Below are 17606 nucleotides of genomic sequence, written 5' to 3'. Positions count from 1 at the left end.
TGACATCGTCATGAATGAGAATTCGTCTCATTTTACACTGTGTAACATGAACGGGCCCATACTCAAAACAGTCTGTATAATGTAATCCCCGCCCAATGATATATAGTATTACCTAACCAGAAAAACCTGTTACGTTCGTGAACGCAAACCTTCCATTCGGCCTTGGTGTGAAATGTAACCAACTTCCCGCGAAAAGGAGAATGCCCATGTCATCCATGAACGTCCCCGAAGTTAGCCACATTGAAGTGGATCATGTATCTGTTGTATTTGGCACTGGAGCAAAACAGGTCACCGCGCTGTCTGATGTTACATTCCACATCCAGCCCAATGAATTTGTCTCTTTGCTTGGCCCCTCTGGCTGCGGCAAATCGACGCTGCTCAGGCTCATAGCCGATTTGCTGCAGCCAACATCAGGCACCGTCCGGATTGCAGGTGCAGAACCAGAGAAGGCGCGTCTCCAGAGGCAATTCGGAATCGTATTTCAGACTCCAGCTCTGTTTGATTGGCGAACAGTGCGTCACAACGTTGAGCTGCCGCTGGAGATTTTGGGCACGAGCAAAAAAGAGTGCCGCCGCATCAGCGGTGAGCTGCTGGAAATGGTCGGACTTACCCGGTTTGCTGACCATTATCCTTGGCAGCTCAGCGGAGGCATGCAGCAGCGGGTATCCATCGCCCGTGCACTTGCGCTTGATCCGCCATTGCTGCTGATGGATGAACCATTCTCCGCGCTCGACGAATTCACGAAGGAGAAGCTTCAACTGGAGCTGCTTGATATTAAGCGGTCCACGGGCAAAACATTCCTCTTTGTTACGCACAGTATCCCCGAAGCGGTGTTTTTATCGGACCGCATTATCGTCCTCTCCGCACATCCCGGACAGGTGCATTCCATTCATCCTGTCGCCCTGCCCTCGGTCCGTACCAATGAACTGAGGGAGACCGAAGATTTCTACCACATGCTGACCACCATACGCAATTGTTTCCACAAGGAGCGTGATCCGGATCATGTCCCTGCGCTCATTTAAGCTGGAGTATCGTTCCTGGGTCGTGATCTGGATACTGTCCATATTGCTGCTGTGGGAAGGCGTTGCCTGGATTCTCCACTTGTTAATGTCACCGCAGCAGGCCGCATCCCGACTGCCTTATCTTCATGACGTTCTTGCCGCGCTGATTCGCTACTCGGGGACACTCGCTGAGCAGGGAGCGGTGACGTTCGGCAATGCTGCCATTGGATTTGCCGGGGGAACGCTACTGGGTCTGGTGCTGGCGCTTCTGATGAGTGTCGCCGTTTGGCTGGAACGTACATTATCTCCCTATGTCATCTCCTCGCAGATGATTCCGGTCATCGGTCTCGCACCGATTGTCTACGGCATCATTCATAACGCCGAGTGGGCACGGATATTCATGGCGGCTTATGTCACGTTCTTCCCCATCATTATTCACACACTCAAAGGATTAAAAAGCGCTGCACCGGAACATCTGGAGCTGATGCGTTCTTGTGGAGCCTCGTTGACAACTCGATATATCAAATGTCTGCTGCCTTCCTCACTACCGGGACTGTTCGCGGGCATGAAGATCGCTGCCCCGCTCGCAGTGACCTCCTCCATTGTGGTGGAGCTGATGGGTGCACCGGATGGACTTGGAGTCCTGATGGTCAGTTCCCTGTACTATGGCAGTGCTCAGGTCGGCATGTTCTGGGCCACGATCGTGCTCAGTATCGGCATTGGACTGATCTCGTATCTGGTTATCAGCCTGGCAGAGCGCTGGTTGACACCCTGGCAGCCCGAATTCAGAGCCAAGGGAGGGAGCAGAGCATGAATGAAGGTGTGATGATGAACCACAATCGCGATGAGAGCGGGGTTGCTTCTGTCTCTGGTACGTCATCTCTGTCTGGATCGTCTTTGGCTGCTGCTTCTGTCCCAGGGTCGGAGGTTCAGGGTCAACGGGGACAAGCAGAGAAGGAACGATCAGATGGTAATACAGGGCGGAAACGGATCGTGTTGTACTTGCTTCCCTGGCTGGCAGGCATGTTATTTCTCGCTTTGTGGCAGTTCCGGTTCTTTCATCGGTTATTTTCCTTGGAAAGTTATCAGCTTCCTGTACCCTCGGCCATTGCGGCATCCATCAGGGAAAATGCGGAAATGCTCTTTCGATATGCTCTATATAGTGGAACGGAAATGTTGGGTGGTTTCCTGCTCGGTTCCCTGCTGGGTGCGCTGGCGGCAGCGGGCGCCTCGTTCTTTCCGATCAGCGGCAAGGCAGGGGTTGCCGTGATGTCAGCTCTAAACGCAGTGCCGATTGTCGCGCTGGCTCCGATCATGAATAACTGGTTTGGCGATGGCATCTGGTCACGGATCGCGGTAGTGGCCGTCATTACGATGGCCGCGATGGCGGTCAGCTTGTTCAAGGGGCTTACCTCCATACAGCCGCAGTATAGTGAACTGCTGGGCGGGCTTGCTGCCAGCAACATGCAGGTCTTCTTGAAATTGCGGCTGCCTCACGCCATGCCTTCCCTTTTTGCCGGGCTGAAGATCAATATGTCCACCAGTATTATCGGAGCCATTGTGGGTGAATTTTTTATCGCATCCCAAGGACTTGGATACCTGCTTTCGGATCAGATTCGCCTCGCAAACATGCCGCTTGCCTGGTCCTGTATCGTTATTGCCGCTGCCCTCGGCATCGTGCTGTATGAAGCGGTTGTACTGGCGGAAAAACGGCTTATTCCGTGGAATCGTACACGTACAAACTCATGAGACCAACGGGACACAGGGAATCCACGGATCCGTTGCAGTACCTGATGGAATCCTTATAAAAACAAGGGGGTTGTTCTGTAAATGTACAAAACGTCGAAATCAGGTTTACTGGTGTTGGTGCTGATGCTTGTTGTTGCCATGTTGGCAGCATGCTCCACGAAAACGGAACCTTCTGCCGAACCTGCTGCAGCAAGTGCAGGAGGAGCTGCGGAGCAGCCCTTAACCAAAGTGAAAATTCAGCTCAAATGGGTGCCCCAGGCTCAGTTCGCCGGTATTTATGCCGCGAAGGAACAAGGTTTTTTTGCAGATGAGGGCATTGATGCCGAGATTATTCCGGGTGGTCCGGATATCGTCATTGAACAGCAGGTGGTGAACGGCGCAGCCGATGTGGGGATCACCGGGGTGGACAGTCTGCTGGTGAGCCGTGATAACGGTCTTCCGCTGGTCTCCCTTGCCCAGATTTCACAGAAGAGCAGCTATCGCCTGATCGCCAAGAAGTCAGCGGGAATTACCGATCCGGCACAAATGAAGGGCAAAAAGGTAAGCACATGGTTCGGCAGCCAGCAGTTCCAGGTCCTCGCTTTCATGGAGAAGAACGGACTTGATCCGAAGAAGGATATCGAGCTGGTGAAACAGGGCTTTACGATGGATCAGTTTTTCAATGACCAGGTGGATGTAGCAACAGCCACGATATATAACGAATATCACGTTGTGCTGGAAAGTGGAGTACAGGAGTCTGATCTGGATGTGTTCAACATCGAGGATGCCGGCGTAGGCATGCTGGAAGATACATTGATTGCGAAAAAGGATTGGGTCGACAGCAATCGTGACCTGGCTGTAAAAGTTACCCGTGCCATTCTGAAAGGCTGGAACTACGCCATCGACAATCAGGAAGAGACTGTGGATACCGTCATGAGCAATGTGACCGACGGAAGTACGACCCGTGAACATCAGGTGACGATGCTGGCAGAGATCGCGAAGCTGATTCGTCCGGAAGGATTTACAGAGCAGCAGGTGGGCAGTTTCGTGGATGAATCGTTTGCCCGTACAGCGGACATTGCCCTCAACTATGGACTGATCAAGAAGGCAGCCAATCTGGACGAAGCACTGGAGAAGAGCATCTATGAAGAAGCGGTAAAATAAGGCAGTCGAAGGAGGATAACGGATGAGCTCTGTGGATCAGCAACCTCAGCCGCTTGGCAGTACCAAGGAAGAATGGCTGGAGAAGGACCGCAAATATGTGTGGCATCACATCTCGCCTCATAACGATCATCCGATGATTGCCGTTAGCGGGGAAGGCAGCTGGATTACCGATCAGGATGGTACGCGTTATCTGGATGCGATGTCCGGACTGTGGTGTGTGAATGTGGGGCATGGACGTGAGGAGATTGCGAGGAGTGCCTATGAACAGATGAAAGCACTCGCTTATGTACCGATGACGCAGAGTCACGAACCGGCGATTTTGCTGGCAGAGAAGCTGAATGACTGGCTGGAGGGAGATTATCGGATCTTCTTTTCCAACTCGGGCTCAGATGCGAATGAGGTGGCGTTTAAAATAGCCCGTCAGTTTCATCACCAGAATGGTGAGCCAACCAGACACAAGTTCATTTCCCGGCACCGGGCCTATCACGGCAACTCCATGGGCGCACTCGGCGCTACCGGGCAGGCAGCCCGTAAGATCAAGTACGAACCGCTGGGTGTGGGCTTCTCCCATGTTCCACCTCCGTATTGTTATCGCTGTCCGTTTGGACGGAACAAGGAAGGATGCGGACTCGAATGTGCGACCATCTATGAAGAGGTCATCCGCTGGGAAGGTCCCGAGACCGTAGCGGCGGTCATTATGGAGCCGGTGATTACCGGGGGCGGCATGATTGTCCCGCCTCCGGATTATATGCGAACCGTGCAGGAGATCTGTCAGCGCTACGGTGTGCTGCTAATCGTGGATGAAGTGATCTGCGGGTTCGGGCGCTCCGGACAGAAGTTTGGACATCAGAACTATGGGGTGCAGCCGGATATTGTCACCATGGCCAAGGGAATGACCAGCGCGTATTCTCCGCTATCCGCTACTGCTGTACGAGCGGATCTATACGATACGTTCCGGGAATCCGGGCCGGATGCACACTTTCGCCATGTGAATACATTCGGCGGCAATCCGGTTTCCTGCCGGGTGGCATTGGCCAATCTCGACATTCTGGAGCGTGAAAACCTGGTCGAGCGTGCGGATCAGCTGGGGCACCTGCTTCGGGAGAAGCTGGAGCCGCTGCTGGAGCTGTCCGTGGTCGGAGATATCCGGATGTTTGGCTTTGCGTGTGGCATTGAGCTCATTGAAGCGGATGGCTCCCCGGCAGATGTAGGGAAAGTGGTACAAGTGCTGGCCAGCTGCAAGAAGGATGGGGTACTGATCGGTAAAAACGGGGACACGGTACCAGGGTTCGCTAACATTTTGACGATCTCTCCTCCATTTGTCACCACGGAAGATGAGCTGAATTTGATTACTGGCAGTGTACTCAAAGCACTGCGCAGTTTAGAGGCAGGATAGCCTGAATCGCAGGAATAATTAGACCGTTTGGCAATAATTCGCATGGAGGCGAGGGAAGATGCAGATCACAACCGGAAAAGGCATTAACCAGCTTCGATTGAATGAACGAATTGAACAATTGTCCCGTATCGGACGAATTGGAGAGACGGGCGTATGCCGGCTTGCCCTCACGCCCGAAGACATGGATGGCATTATTCAGGTACGACTCTGGATGGAAGAAGCCGGACTGGCAACCCGGATCGATCCGTTCGGGAATCTGATCGGCCGCCTTGAAGGGACAGATCCGACACTGCCTATTCTCATGATTGGCTCGCATATTGATTCACAGCCTTACGGCGGCCGATACGATGGAGCGATCGGTGTTCTGGGCGCGCTGGAAGTTGTACAGTGTCTGATGGAGAATGGCATTCAGCCCTCTATGCCAATTGAGGTCATTGCCTTTTGCGATGAAGAGGGTTCCCGCTTCAATAAAGGGTTGTTTGGCTCGCGTGGAATGACTGGACAGCTGGAAGAGGGAGAACTGGAGCGGCAGGACAAAAATGGGGTGACCCGCTGTGAGGCCCTGCAAGCCTTCGGTTGCTCCGTAGAGAAGTTTGCTGAGGGTGTCTATGCGACAGGCTCGATTGGCAGCTATCTGGAGCTGCATATTGAACAGGGCCCTGTGTTGGAATCATTAGATGCCCCGGTGGGCCTGGTAACAGGCATTTCTGGTCCGTTATGGCTCACGGTTACGATCAAGGGCATGGCAGGGCATGCCGGTTCTGTACCGATGGCCATGCGGCATGATGCGCTTGCAGGCAGTGCCAGGGTCATTGCGGCATTTGACGACATGGTAAGAGCAGATCCGGATGCCCCTACGGTTGGTACCGTAGGCAGTCTGAGGGTATTCCCGGACTCACGCAACATTATCCCCGAAGAAGTCAGCTTCACCGTGGATCTGCGCGATATGGAGATGGAACGCCGGAATCAACTCGAAGCCAGGCTGATGAATGTGCTCGATGAAATATGCAGTCAGCATGGCCTGACCTATTCCCTGACCGAAGATACCAACAGTGAACCGCGATATTGTGCGGAAAGGATCCAGGCGGCCATTCGTTCGTCTGCAGAGGAGATGGGGCTGCCCCTGCCGGAGCTGATGAGCGGCCCGTTCCATGATGCGCTGGCGCTGTCCCATGTGTGTGAGTATGGCATGATCTTTGTCCGCAGCAAGGATGGGATCAGCCACCATCCGAGTGAGTATTCCTCGCCAGAGGACATTGCACTGGGAACAGAGGTGCTCTACCGTACGATTCGGCAAATGTGCAGCCGGCTGCCTGCTGACATTGAATCGAGCGACTGATCAACATTTTAAGGGACTCAAAACGTTGGGTGGGTTTATTTTATACCAATCAATCATGGCAGAAGGAGGGCATTTAACGTATGGGAAAAGTCAGTATTGGCCTGATTCAGGCTTCACATGCAGTGGAAGGATCAGCCCCGGTTGAAAACCACAAAGAGGCTGCCATTGAAAAGCACATCAGCCTGGTCCGTGAAGCCGCTGCCCGGGGCGCTCAGATTATCGGATTGCAGGAAGTTTTCTATGGGCCGTACTTTTGTACGGAGCAAAATCCGAAATGGTATGCATCTGCCGAACTCGTACCGGAAGGACCGACGACCAGACGTTTTCAGGTGCTTGCGAAGGAACTGGGCGTGGTTATCATTTTGCCTGTGTACGAGGTGGAAGGTATTGCATCGTATTACAATACGGCTGCCGTGATTGATGCCGATGGCTCCTACCTCGGGAAATACCGTAAACATCATATCCCGCATGTGGAAGCCGGCGAGGGCACGAATGGGTTTTGGGAAAAATATTATTTCAGGCCCGGGAATCTGGGATACCCGGTATTTGATACAGCGTACGCCAAGGTTGGCGTGTACATCTGTTATGATCGGCATTTCCCGGAAGGAGCTCGTCTGCTGGGGCTCGCAGGGGCCGAAATTGTCTTCAATCCGTCAGCTACAGTGGCCGGTACATCGGAATATCTGTGGAAATTGGAGCAGCCTGCTCATGCGGTCGCCAACGGCTATTATGTCGCTGCCATTAACCGGGTAGGTGTGGAAGCCCCATGGAACATGGGTGAATTTTATGGTCAGTCGTATCTGGTGGACCCGCGTGGACGAATGGTTGCCATGGGCAGCAGGGATCAGGATGAGGTTGTCATTGGGGAGATGGATACGGAAATGATCCGTGAAGTACGCAATGTGTGGCAATTTTACCGGGATCGGCGACCCGAGACGTATGAACATCTGGTTAACCTGTAAAGGCGATTGAAAGGTTCTGTTAGAAGATCAACCCAGATTAATCCTTAGGAGGTGCGTGGTCGTGATAAACAGTCCGGGAGCAACGTTATCCGATTATGGATGGGAGAGCCGTTTTGCCGAGATGAAACCCGCTATGTCAGGCAAGGAAGCGAGGGAGGAATCAAACCGCTGCCTGTACTGTTACGATGCACCGTGTATCAAGGCGTGTCCCACAGACATTAACATCCCTTCATTTATCCGTAAAATCTCGACAGGTCACCTTAAAGGTTCGGCTCGAACCATTATGGATGCCAATCCGGTGGGTGCAAGCTGTGCACGGGTCTGTCCAACCGAGGAATTGTGTGAAGGCGCCTGTGTGCTGAATGAATCGTCGAAGCCCATTCGCATCGGTGATTTGCAGCGATATGCTACAGACTGGGCACGTGCGAAAAATGAGCCGCTATTTCAGGCAGCTGCCTCCAATGGGAGATCCATCGCTGTTGTAGGGGCCGGTCCTGCCGGATTGTCCGCAGCCAGAGAGCTCGGTCGTGTAGGTTATGACGTGACGATCTATGAAGCCAAACCCAAAGGCGGGGGATTGAATACGTACGGAATTGTATCTTTCCGTTTGCCGGAAGCGGTAGCCTTGTGGGAAGTGGAGCAGGTCGAAGCATTGGGGGTGAACATTCGTTACGGTGTACGTATAGGCATGGATATGGCCCCTTCCCAATTGTTGGAGCAGCATGAAGCTGTCATTCTGGCCTGTGGGATGGGTTCTGTTCCGATGCTGGGAATCGAAGGAGAGACGCTGGAAGGGGTATACGATGCGATTGAACTGGTGGAATCCACGAAGCAGGGCGTCCCGCCTGCGCTCAACGGTCTGAACGTAGCTGTCATCGGTGCAGGCAACACGGCAGTGGATGCGGCTACCTGCTCGGTTCGCCTGGGAGCAGAGCGCGTGCAGATGCTCTATCGGCGCGGGGAGAGCCAGATGACGGCATATGCGTTTGAGTATACGTTTGCGAAACAGGAAGGTGTGGAATTCCGCTGGTTTACGATGCCACAGCGCATCATTGGTGATGAGAATGGGCGAGTCCGGGCTGTGGAGTGTGTGAAAATGGAGCTGGTTACCCCGCCAGGAGGTGGGCGTGCAGTACCCGTACCCCAGGCAGGGACAGAGTTCATGATTGACTGTGACACCGTTGTCCGGGCGATTGGACAGAACCGGCTGCTGCCACTCATTGAAGCCTTCGGCCTGCGTCATCACTGGGGCGTTGTTGAAGTGGAACCGCAGACCTATCGCACCTCGCATCCACAGGTCTATGCGGCGGGCGATGTGATCTTCGGCCAGGGTCAGGGCGAAGCCATGGTTGTCTCGGCAGCACAGCAGGGCAAACTGGCCGCAGCCGCACTGATGAAGGCGCTGCCTGGACAGGTGGAAGAGTCAGCTTGAGGTTAGCTCGTTTGTTTCGAACGCTAACGAACTGCCAGCACCTTATTTTAAAGGTCAGCATGAAAGGGAGAGGCTAACGAACATCAGTGACGCTATACCGGTAGATATTGGAGCGAGTACTGATGGCACGCGAAAATAAAACGTAGTGGATTCGTTACAACGCCATACTTGTAGTATTACGTCTAATAGAGTGTGCTCAGTTCGTTAAATTACAGACAGATCAAAAGGTTGTTCGGACCACGAAGTCATAGGTGTAGAACCAGATGTGCAAACAACACCAAGGAGGGATCGTTATGGCTGACTTATCGATAAATCTGGCAGGTATTCGATCACCTAATCCATTCTGGCTGGCATCCGCGCCACCGACCAATACGGGATATCAGGTACAGCGTGCCTTCGAGGCAGGCTGGGGCGGAGCGGTGTGGAAGACGCTGGGTGAACCGATCATCAATACTTCTTCCCGGTTTGCTGCGGTACATTTTGGCGGGCAGCGGGTAGCGGGATTTAACAATATTGAATTGATCTCCGATCGCCCGTTGGAGGTTAATCTGCGGGAAATCGCTGAAACCAAGAAACGTTTTCCGGATCGTGCAGTCATTGCTTCGCTGATGGTGGAACCCAAACGGGAGAAGTGGCATGAGATTGTCAAAAAGGTGGAAGCGATCGGCGTGGATGGTCTGGAGCTAAACTTCGGGTGTCCTCACGGCATGGCTGAGCGTGGCATGGGAGCAGCTTCCGGTCAGCAGCCGGACCTGGTTGAGCTGCAAACGATGTGGGTGAAGGAAGTAGCGACCACACCCGTGATTGTGAAGCTCACGCCGAATATCACGGATATTACGGCGACCGCTCGGGCAGCTGTGCGTGGTGGTGCAGATGCCATCTCCCTGATCAATACCATCAATTCCCTGGCGGGTGTGGATCTGGATTCATGGAATACCGTGCCCCATGTAGGCGGCAAAGGTGCCCATGGCGGTTATTGCGGACCTGCCGTGAAGCCGATTGCCCTGAACATGGTGGCCGAGTGTGCACGACATCCGGAAGTAGGGGTGCCAATCTCAGGAATTGGAGGCATATCCGATTGGCGGGATACGGCAGAGTTCCTGCTCATGGGTGCGACAGGGGTTCAGGTATGCACGGCAGCGATGCATCATGGTTTTCGCATTGTGGAGGACATGATTGACGGGTTGAACGATTATCTGGATGAGAAGGGCCTGAGCAGTGTAGCGGAACTTGTGGGTCAGACAGTGCCGAGGTACTCGGACTGGGGCAATCTGGATCTCAATTATAAAGTGGTCGCCCGCATCAACCGGGATGTCTGCATTAACTGCAACAAGTGCCATATCGCTTGTGAAGACACATCGCATCAATGTATTGATATGTTGACCGATCCTTCCGGTTCCTACCTGGAAGTGGTAGAGGAAGATTGTGTGGGATGTAATCTGTGCTCCATTGTTTGTCCGGTAGACGGGGCAATTGAAATGGTGGAGATTGCACATGAACAGACCCCATTAACCTGGAACGAACGTCAGTCTGCGATTGCCTTGCTGCAATCGGCCAGAGATCAATCAACCAAGGAGGCGATATCATGAGTGGACGCAAACTGATTCGGAATGGCGTGTTGGTCACGGCATCGGATACATTTGAAGCAGATATACTCATCGAAAACGGAAAGATCACGCAGATTGGCATGGGCGTGGTGGCGGATGACCGAACGGAGATTGTGGATGCTTCCGGCTGTTATGTCATTCCTGGCGGGATTGATCCGCATACACATCTGGATATGCCGTTTGGTGGTACCGTTACCGCGGATGATTTTGCCTCGGGAACCGCTGCTGCTGCCTTTGGCGGGACAACGACAATCCTTGATTTCTGTCTGACGCAAAAAGGCAAACCGCTCATCGATTCCCTCAAGGAGTGGCATGGGAAGGCCGAGGGGAAAGCTGCCATCGACTATGGGTTTCATCTGATGATCGGGGAGATGAATGATCAGGTACTGGAGGAGCTGCCGCAGGTCATTGAGGAGGAAGGGGTGTCTTCCTTCAAGGTGTTCATGGCCTATAAAAACCAGTTCCAGGCGGATGATGGCATCCTCTTTCAGACGTTACAAAAAGCCAAGGAGTACGGTGCTTTGGTCATGGTGCATGCCGAGAATGGAGATGTCATTGATCTGCTTGTGCGTCAGGCACTCGCCGATGGGCGGACCGCGCCCATTCATCATGCACTTACGCGTCCTTCCATTCTGGAGGGAGAGGCGACAGGACGTGCCGCGCGTCTGGCTGCACTTGCGGATTCACAGCTGTATGTCGTGCACGTCACTTGTGCCGAGGCGGTGGAGCAGATTGCGCGCATGCGTGACATGGGATACCGGATCTGGGGCGAGACGTGCCCTCAGTATCTTACGCTGGATCAATCCATTATGGATCAGCCTGATTTCGAAGGTGCGAAGTACGTCTGGTCCCCGCCGCTTCGGGAAGCCTCACATCAGGATGTGTTGTGGAATGCACTGAAGAGCGGCCAATTGCAGACCATTGGCTCGGATCACTGCTCATTCAATTTCAAGGGGCAGAAGGATCTGGGAAAGAATGATTTTAGCAAAATCCCGAATGGCGGGCCTGTCATTGAAGATCGGCTTAGTATCCTGTATTCGGAGGGAGTTGCCAGGGGCCGTATTTCATTGAATCAGTGGGTGGATCTGTGTTCTACCCGGGCGAGCAAACTGTTTGGTCTGTTTCCGCAGAAGGGGACACTTGCTGTCGGTACTGACGCGGATATCGTTATTTTCGATCCTTCTGTTGCCCGGGAGATATCGGCCAGTACACATCATATGAATGTGGACTATAGTGCCTTCGAAGGCATGCAGGTGCAGGGCTGTCCTATCACCGTACTGTGCCGGGGGGACTATGTCATTAAGGATCGACAGTTTGCCGGAGCGGCCGGAGCGGGTCAATATGTGAAGCGTGCCAAATATGATGCGGGTGCACCCATGCCTGTGCGGCAAACGGTCACGACATCGACGGGAGGGTGAGACTGATGCTGGAGAATGAAGCTTTTGAAGCGGAGAAAATGGCGATCGAACGAATGGTTACGCTAGGTTATCGGATCTATTCGGTTCAGGAACATCTGGAAGGTGCCAGTGTAGTCTGGGAGCATCCCGATCAACCAGGTGAAATGAAGGAGCAGCATGTTGGTACGGCGTCCGGACGAAAGTGGTTCGTCCACTTTCTGATCCGGCAGCTTCGTGAACAGCGAGGGGCGTAGCCTTTAAGCAAGTTATGCAATTGGACCATGGACGTATTCATAAGCATAGATGGCGAGTTCAATGGCGACGCGTTTCTCGGGGAGGACATAGTCTTCTCCGAGCAAAGCTTCAATTTTGTCCAACCGATGATAGAGGGTCTGTCTGACAATAAATAAGGCGGTGGCAGTCTCCTGCTTGGAGCAGCAAAGCACAAAATACTGTTTGAGTGTTCGCAGCAGCTGTCCGCCTTTTTCTGCATCATGCCGAATGACGGGACCGAGATATTCTTCGATAAAGTCCTCCAAGCTGCCGCTCTGCTTCATCCCTGCAATGATGCGATAACCGTGGAGGTTGCTGTAAAACGGCTGCTGCATGGGTCCGGTATCTTTCTGAATGCGAAGTGTTTCTTTGGCTGCATCCAGGCTGTCCTTGAGACGTGACAAATCGGTACAGCTGTGACCAATGCCCAGTAGGCAGGAGAACAGACGGTGGGTCTGGTCTGTTTCATGCTGCTGCAGCTGCTCTATGCAGCGCCAGAGACTGCTTTTGCGCTGAGGAACGGGCTGGGGATCGAGAATGATCAGGATAATCTGATGGTTCAATACCGTGCTGAACAGGGTAAACCCTTCCCGGGAAAATACAGAGCGTGCGACAATGTTGCGCTGTATGAGCAATTTCTGAAGTTTGAGGCTGTCGGTATAATTCGGATTGCTGTCAAACAAAACAACGGTACCTTTGCTGGAAGCAAGCAGGGGGCCTCGGCTGATAAGATATTCCTGAATTTCTTTGGCCGTGTGATGTCCATTCAGCCAGTCAATCACCCACATGTCTTCCTTGTAACGACGCTTTTCTTCCATGTATTTGGTCCGCATCCAATCCTGTGCTATGGCGGCTGCACAGCGCTCCACTGCCTGAATGACAAATTCATCGGAAGGCTTGTGATGCTGTAACTCAAGTTCGTGATCGGGAAGCTTCTCCAGGAAGAGTACAAGATCGGCAAATGTATACTCCAGCGCCTGAATAGGGAGGGTAAGGGCGTTCATTGGTTGCCCTGAACGATTCTTTTGATCCATTTGGTCTGTCTGGGATGAGTGGCTGCGCTGAGTTAACCACGCCACTCTGCGGTTCTCCAACAGCTCTGGGGGACAATAAGGGACAGCGCTGGCTTCCCCTTCAAGTGGATATAACGCCACAGGGTAACCGGTTGTGCGGGATAACAATCGAAGCAGCGGCTGCACGCCGTCTCCATTTAGAAGTAGTTGGTTGAACGAGGTAGTAAGATTGTCGAGCTCGGCGAGCATTCGCTGATGACTGCGAATCAGGGCGAAGTGCAGGTCTTGCGTAATATCAATATAGCGGACTTGTTCATGGAACCAGATGAGCGGAAAATCATCCGCTGCTGCAATTTCTTTCATTGCTCCGAGTTGCGACTTGGTGTGTGTCCCCAGCTCAATACAGAGTCCTGCAGCACCGCGGGCGATTAACTGGCGCAGGAAAGACAACCCTTGCTGCTCATTATCCTGCCAGCCAATGCCGGTGGTCAGCACGAGTTCTCCTCCGTTTAAAAGATCGCCCACGTCAGGTACCTCCATGATATGGACCCAGCGGACATATCGCTCCAGTGCCCGTTCACTGGCAAGTACCTCTGCCTTGCGAAATACAGGCCGTTTTAGCATATCTCTCATCTGAAGTTGAAGCGTCGTTTCCCCCATACAACCACCGTCCTCCCTCGAATTGCATGCCGTTTGCAATCCCGCCTTATGATGCGGGTTTCTGAAGAGCGTTTGTTATGTTGTGATGTACGAGCAGGGTAAGCAGTTTGAAGTCCGCTGACATACATAATTAAGCTATATTATAAGTCCATTTACAGAACATGAAGTGAAAACTCTCGCTCATTTGTTTTATTTTACAAAACAGGATCTTCATTTTGTAATCTGGCATAGTTGAAGTCCTGATTGGTGTTGTTTTACCTAACATGTATGGGTGGTATTCCGTTTCCACCCATAAAAAAACCTCCTGGTCTTTCATTGAAATGAACAGTCATTTCAATGAGAAACAGGAGGCAGATTATAATAGCATGTTTATTTCATTCTTTCGAATCGATGCTCAAACAAGCAGATTAATCTTCAATTCTTTTCTTCTTGAACTTCATCAGGAATTCATACACGATTGGCACAATCACCAGGGTGAGCAGCGTGGAGCTGATCAGACCGCCGATAACGGTAATACCCAGACCTTTCGAGATGATTCCCGCGCTCTCTTCCAGTCCTGTAACGAGTGGCAGCAAGGCACCAATCGTTGCAAGTGCGGTCATCAGGATTGGACGCAGACGTGTTGCACCAGCTTCAAGCAGGGCTTCCCGAGTAGACATACCGTCTTTCTCCATGTGAATGACACGGTCGATCAGGACGATCGCATTGGTGACCACGATCCCGATCAGCATGAGTCCACCCATCATGGCAGAGACGTCAATGGTACCGCCAGCCAGGAACAGGCCTACCATAATACCAATAACGGTAAACGGCAGGGAGAACAGGATAGCAAATGGCGCCAGTCCGCCGCCAAATGTAACGACCAGTACAAAGTATACAATGGCGATGGCTGCCAGCATGGCGAGACCCAGTTGGGTGAAGGTGTCATTGATTTGTTCGGTTGTACCGCCAAACTTCACTTCCACACCATCAGGCAGATCCAGCTTGTCGATGTTATCCTGCAAGTTTTGCGAAGCTTTTTGCACATCGGAAGCCAAAATGTTGGCTGACACCTGAGCAACAACTTTGCCATCAATACGCATAATCGAGTTCGGAGATGTACCTTCTTCGACTTTAGCGACATCTTTGATCGGTACTTGGATACCGAGCGGAGAAGTCACTTTTTCATTTTCAATATCAGCGATGCTGTCAAATGTTTTTTGGTCTGTCTCGACGTACACTTTATAGGTTTTGTTATCAATGTCCACTTCCGTCAGCACAGAGCGTTCCTGTGCAGGGCTCAGTGCCATAGCCAGTTGGCCTGCAGTCAGACCCAGCGAGCTAAGCTTCTCCTGATCCGCAACGAGGGTATATTGCCCATAGGTGTCAGAGAGAGTGGTGTCCGCTTTTTCGAACGATTCCGTATCCGCTTCAACCAGTTTGAACACTTCATCCGTAACCGGTTTGATCTGGTCTACGTTGTCGCCATAGATGGAGATGCTGAGGCTGCTGCCTCCCAGACCGCCGGACATATCCAGCTCAGTCCAGGTACCTACAGTAACTTCCTTCCTCAAACCTTCTACAAGCTGTTCTTTCACTTGAGTGAAATCTTTTGTATCTTCGTTATATTCAATATAGAAGAGAGCCGAGTTGGAGCTTCCGCCACCCATGCTGCTCAGTGGATTGCTGCCGCCGATGGAATACTGCATTTTCTCCAGACCAGGCTGTTCAAGCAACCACTTTTCAGCGACAAGTGCTTCTTTTTCAACATCTTCACGCAAAGCTCCGGTTTCCGGACTGTATGTGATGGTCACGTATTTGTCCTGCTGCTCTGGCAAGAAGCTTGCACCGATGAACGGGTACAGGAACAAACTGCCGACCAGCAATATCACAGCGATACCGACCGTAATGATTTTATGTGATAAAGTCCAGTTCAAAAGGCGTTTGTAGCCTTCGGCCATCTTCCCCGGTTTTTCCTCGTGATTCTGCTTATTCTTCAAGCCTTTGCGGAACAGGGTATGAGCCAGCATTGGCACAATGGTAATCGCCACAATCAGGGATGCCAGCAATGCAAATACCATGGTTAATGCAAATGGCAGGAAGAGCTCGCCCACCATACCGCTTACGAGTGCGAGTGGCAAGAATACGGCAATGGTTACAATTGTGGAAGAGAGGATCGGAATGAACATTTCCCGAGTAGCTTCCCGGATCAATTCACGGCCTTTCAGTTTCTCTCCCTTAAGGGTCAATCTGCGATAGATATTCTCGATAACGACGATGGAGTCATCGACTACCCGGCCAATCGCCACCGTCATGGCACCCAGCGTCATCATGTTCAATGTGATGTCCATGAGAAGGAGCGCAGTCATTGCCATAAGCAAGGAGAGCGGGATAGAGATAATGGAAATAATGGTTGAACGAATGTTACGCAGGAACAGCAGGATGATCAGGATGGCAAATAGAGCACCGAAAATGGCTTTGCCGAGCATCGTATTCACGGAATCCTGAATCGGTTTACCTTGGTCGAGCAATACAGTCAGCTGCGCGTTTTTGAATTGCGTCTGCAATTCTTCCGCTTTCTCCTTGACTGCGTTAACCACATCAACCGTGTTGGCATCATTCGATTTCACAACGGAAATACCGATGGATTCCATGCCGTCTGTCCGTGAAATGGATTCGGCCTGACCAATCACTTCAATCTTCGCGATCTCGCTTAATTTTACCGTAGGAATTCCTGTCGCACTGGCGGCGCGAGAAGCACTACCTGCACTTGCATTTCCACCAGCCGATTGTCCGGCAGCTGGATTGGAACCCTGTGCGGCATCCGGAGCTGTGGCTTGACCAGCAGCACCGCCGGCTTGAGCAGATGGATCTGCAGCTGCTGCGCCAGCACCGCTTGGTACCACAGGAATGGCGAGGTTTTTCAGATCATCCAGATCGATGATGTTTCCGTCAACCACAACAGCTTTCTGTGCTTCGTCCAGTTCGAACAGTCCCAGTGGTACGCGGACAGAAGAACCTTGAACGATACCATTTACTGTATCTTCAGTGAGGCCCAGTTCATTCATTTTCTCCTGGTCAAACTTCAGTTGTACTTCCTTGACATATTGACCGGAAACCTGTACTTGGGCTACACCGTCGATATCTTCGAGTGCAGGTTGAATGTCGGATTCAACGAGTCTGGTCAATTGCTCCAGATCTCCGCCGTCCTTATCGGACAAGCTCAGAGAGACAACCGGGAACGAGTTGATGCTGAACTTGGAAATGGTCGGTTTCTGTACACCGTCCGGGAGCTGCACTTCGTTCAGTGCCTCGCGAACAGCTGCGGTTGCATTGTCCAGATCAGTTCCATAATCAAATTCAAGTGTGATGGAAGCAGCGTTCTCCATGGATGTGGATGTTAGGGTCTTAATTCCCTCAACATTACGAAGGGTTTGTTCCAACGGTTTGGTGACATCTTCGACAATACCTTCTGGGGCAGCTCCGGGATCAATCGCCGTGACACTCAGAAATGGCACATTGATGTTCGGAATGGTCTCCTGCTTCATCGTTAGTCCGCTGTACAAACCAGCGAAGGAAACGATAATGGTCAGAATCCAGATCGCAAACTTGTTGTTCAGTGAGAAATTAATAATTCCTTTCATACGACAGTTTC

The 17606-nt window shown here is 52.1% G+C and carries 13 protein-coding genes; 11 read left to right on the top strand and 2 right to left on the bottom strand.

Annotated features, from left to right (window positions below):
- Positions 1-206: 206 nt before the first annotated feature.
- The 11 genes from HP552_RS17550 (at position 207) to HP552_RS17500 (ending at position 12280) form a co-directional block, all read left to right on the top strand.
- Positions 207-1022, top strand: a complete 816-nt coding sequence (locus tag HP552_RS17550) for an ABC transporter ATP-binding protein (protein ID WP_217506472.1) — start codon at positions 207-209, stop codon at positions 1020-1022.
- Complete coding sequence (locus HP552_RS17545) at positions 1003-1815, top strand: ABC transporter permease (RefSeq protein ID WP_175396702.1); 813 nt, start codon at positions 1003-1005, stop codon at positions 1813-1815. Before HP552_RS17550 ends, HP552_RS17545 begins: the two co-directional genes overlap by 20 nt.
- A complete protein-coding gene (locus tag HP552_RS17540) occupies positions 1812-2750 on the top strand; it encodes an ABC transporter permease (protein ID WP_246310943.1) in 939 nt (312 codons plus the stop codon). Before HP552_RS17545 ends, HP552_RS17540 begins: the two co-directional genes overlap by 4 nt.
- A gap of 81 nt (positions 2751-2831) precedes the next feature.
- On the top strand, positions 2832-3893 hold the full coding sequence (locus HP552_RS17535; protein ID WP_175396701.1) for an ABC transporter substrate-binding protein: 1062 nt from the start codon (positions 2832-2834) through the stop codon (positions 3891-3893).
- 22 nt (positions 3894-3915) lie between these two features.
- Positions 3916-5289 carry an aspartate aminotransferase family protein gene (locus HP552_RS17530; protein ID WP_175396700.1) on the top strand — a complete coding sequence of 458 codons (1374 nt, stop codon included), beginning with the start codon at positions 3916-3918 and terminating at the stop codon, positions 5287-5289.
- Between the two features lie 58 nt (positions 5290-5347).
- Positions 5348-6628 (top strand): M20 family metallo-hydrolase, encoded by a 1281-nt coding sequence (locus tag HP552_RS17525; protein ID WP_175396699.1) that lies wholly within the window; start codon positions 5348-5350, stop codon positions 6626-6628.
- 80 nt (positions 6629-6708) lie between these two features.
- Positions 6709-7590, top strand: coding sequence for a nitrilase-related carbon-nitrogen hydrolase (locus HP552_RS17520; protein ID WP_175396698.1), 882 nt, complete (start codon positions 6709-6711; stop codon positions 7588-7590).
- 121 nt (positions 7591-7711) lie between these two features.
- Positions 7712-9022 carry an NAD(P)-dependent oxidoreductase gene (locus HP552_RS17515; RefSeq protein WP_175397060.1) on the top strand — a complete coding sequence of 437 codons (1311 nt, stop codon included), beginning with the start codon at positions 7712-7714 and terminating at the stop codon, positions 9020-9022.
- Between the two features lie 293 nt (positions 9023-9315).
- Positions 9316-10611 (top strand): NAD-dependent dihydropyrimidine dehydrogenase subunit PreA, encoded by a 1296-nt coding sequence (preA, locus tag HP552_RS17510; protein ID WP_175396697.1) that lies wholly within the window; start codon positions 9316-9318, stop codon positions 10609-10611.
- Positions 10608-12047 carry a dihydropyrimidinase gene (gene hydA / locus HP552_RS17505; protein ID WP_175396696.1) on the top strand — a complete coding sequence of 480 codons (1440 nt, stop codon included), beginning with the start codon at positions 10608-10610 and terminating at the stop codon, positions 12045-12047. The genes preA and hydA overlap by 4 nt, the downstream gene beginning before the upstream one ends.
- A 5-nt stretch (positions 12048-12052) precedes the next feature.
- On the top strand, positions 12053-12280 hold the full coding sequence (locus HP552_RS17500) for a hypothetical protein (RefSeq protein WP_175396695.1): 228 nt from the start codon (positions 12053-12055) through the stop codon (positions 12278-12280).
- A gap of 12 nt (positions 12281-12292) precedes the next feature.
- On the opposite strand, the gene HP552_RS17495 is transcribed toward HP552_RS17500, so the two are convergent.
- Both HP552_RS17495 and HP552_RS17490 read right to left on the bottom strand, forming a co-directional pair.
- Positions 12293-13972 (bottom strand): PucR family transcriptional regulator, encoded by a 1680-nt coding sequence (locus HP552_RS17495; RefSeq protein ID WP_175396694.1) that lies wholly within the window; start codon positions 13970-13972, stop codon positions 12293-12295.
- A 407-nt stretch (positions 13973-14379) separates the two neighbouring features.
- Positions 14380-17595, bottom strand: a complete 3216-nt coding sequence (locus HP552_RS17490; RefSeq protein WP_175396693.1) for an efflux RND transporter permease subunit — start codon at positions 17593-17595, stop codon at positions 14380-14382.
- Between the last annotated feature and the right edge of the window lie 11 nt (positions 17596-17606).

This window comes from Paenibacillus xylanilyticus (assembly GCF_013359935.1).
In the GTDB taxonomy this organism is placed as follows: domain Bacteria; phylum Bacillota; class Bacilli; order Paenibacillales; family Paenibacillaceae; genus Paenibacillus; species Paenibacillus xylanilyticus.
The sequence above is the reverse complement of the archived record's forward strand: the minus strand, read 5'-3'. Positions and strand labels throughout refer to the sequence as shown.

Coding starts and splice junctions, on each gene's coding strand:
- HP552_RS17540 (WP_246310943.1), top strand. CDS start 1,812: ATGAATGAAGGTGTGATGATGAACCACAATCGCGATGAGAGCGGGGTT.
- HP552_RS17495 (WP_175396694.1), bottom strand. CDS start 13,972: ATGGGGGAAACGACGCTTCAACTTCAGATGAGAGATATGCTAAAACGG.
- HP552_RS17525 (WP_175396699.1), top strand. CDS start 5,348: ATGCAGATCACAACCGGAAAAGGCATTAACCAGCTTCGATTGAATGAA.
- HP552_RS17500 (WP_175396695.1), top strand. CDS start 12,053: ATGCTGGAGAATGAAGCTTTTGAAGCGGAGAAAATGGCGATCGAACGA.
- preA (WP_175396697.1), top strand. CDS start 9,316: ATGGCTGACTTATCGATAAATCTGGCAGGTATTCGATCACCTAATCCA.
- HP552_RS17550 (WP_217506472.1), top strand. CDS start 207: ATGTCATCCATGAACGTCCCCGAAGTTAGCCACATTGAAGTGGATCAT.
- HP552_RS17490 (WP_175396693.1), bottom strand. CDS start 17,595: ATGAAAGGAATTATTAATTTCTCACTGAACAACAAGTTTGCGATCTGG.
- hydA (WP_175396696.1), top strand. CDS start 10,608: ATGAGTGGACGCAAACTGATTCGGAATGGCGTGTTGGTCACGGCATCG.
- HP552_RS17545 (WP_175396702.1), top strand. CDS start 1,003: ATGTCCCTGCGCTCATTTAAGCTGGAGTATCGTTCCTGGGTCGTGATC.
- HP552_RS17520 (WP_175396698.1), top strand. CDS start 6,709: ATGGGAAAAGTCAGTATTGGCCTGATTCAGGCTTCACATGCAGTGGAA.
- HP552_RS17530 (WP_175396700.1), top strand. CDS start 3,916: ATGAGCTCTGTGGATCAGCAACCTCAGCCGCTTGGCAGTACCAAGGAA.
- HP552_RS17535 (WP_175396701.1), top strand. CDS start 2,832: ATGTACAAAACGTCGAAATCAGGTTTACTGGTGTTGGTGCTGATGCTT.
- HP552_RS17515 (WP_175397060.1), top strand. CDS start 7,712: ATGAAACCCGCTATGTCAGGCAAGGAAGCGAGGGAGGAATCAAACCGC.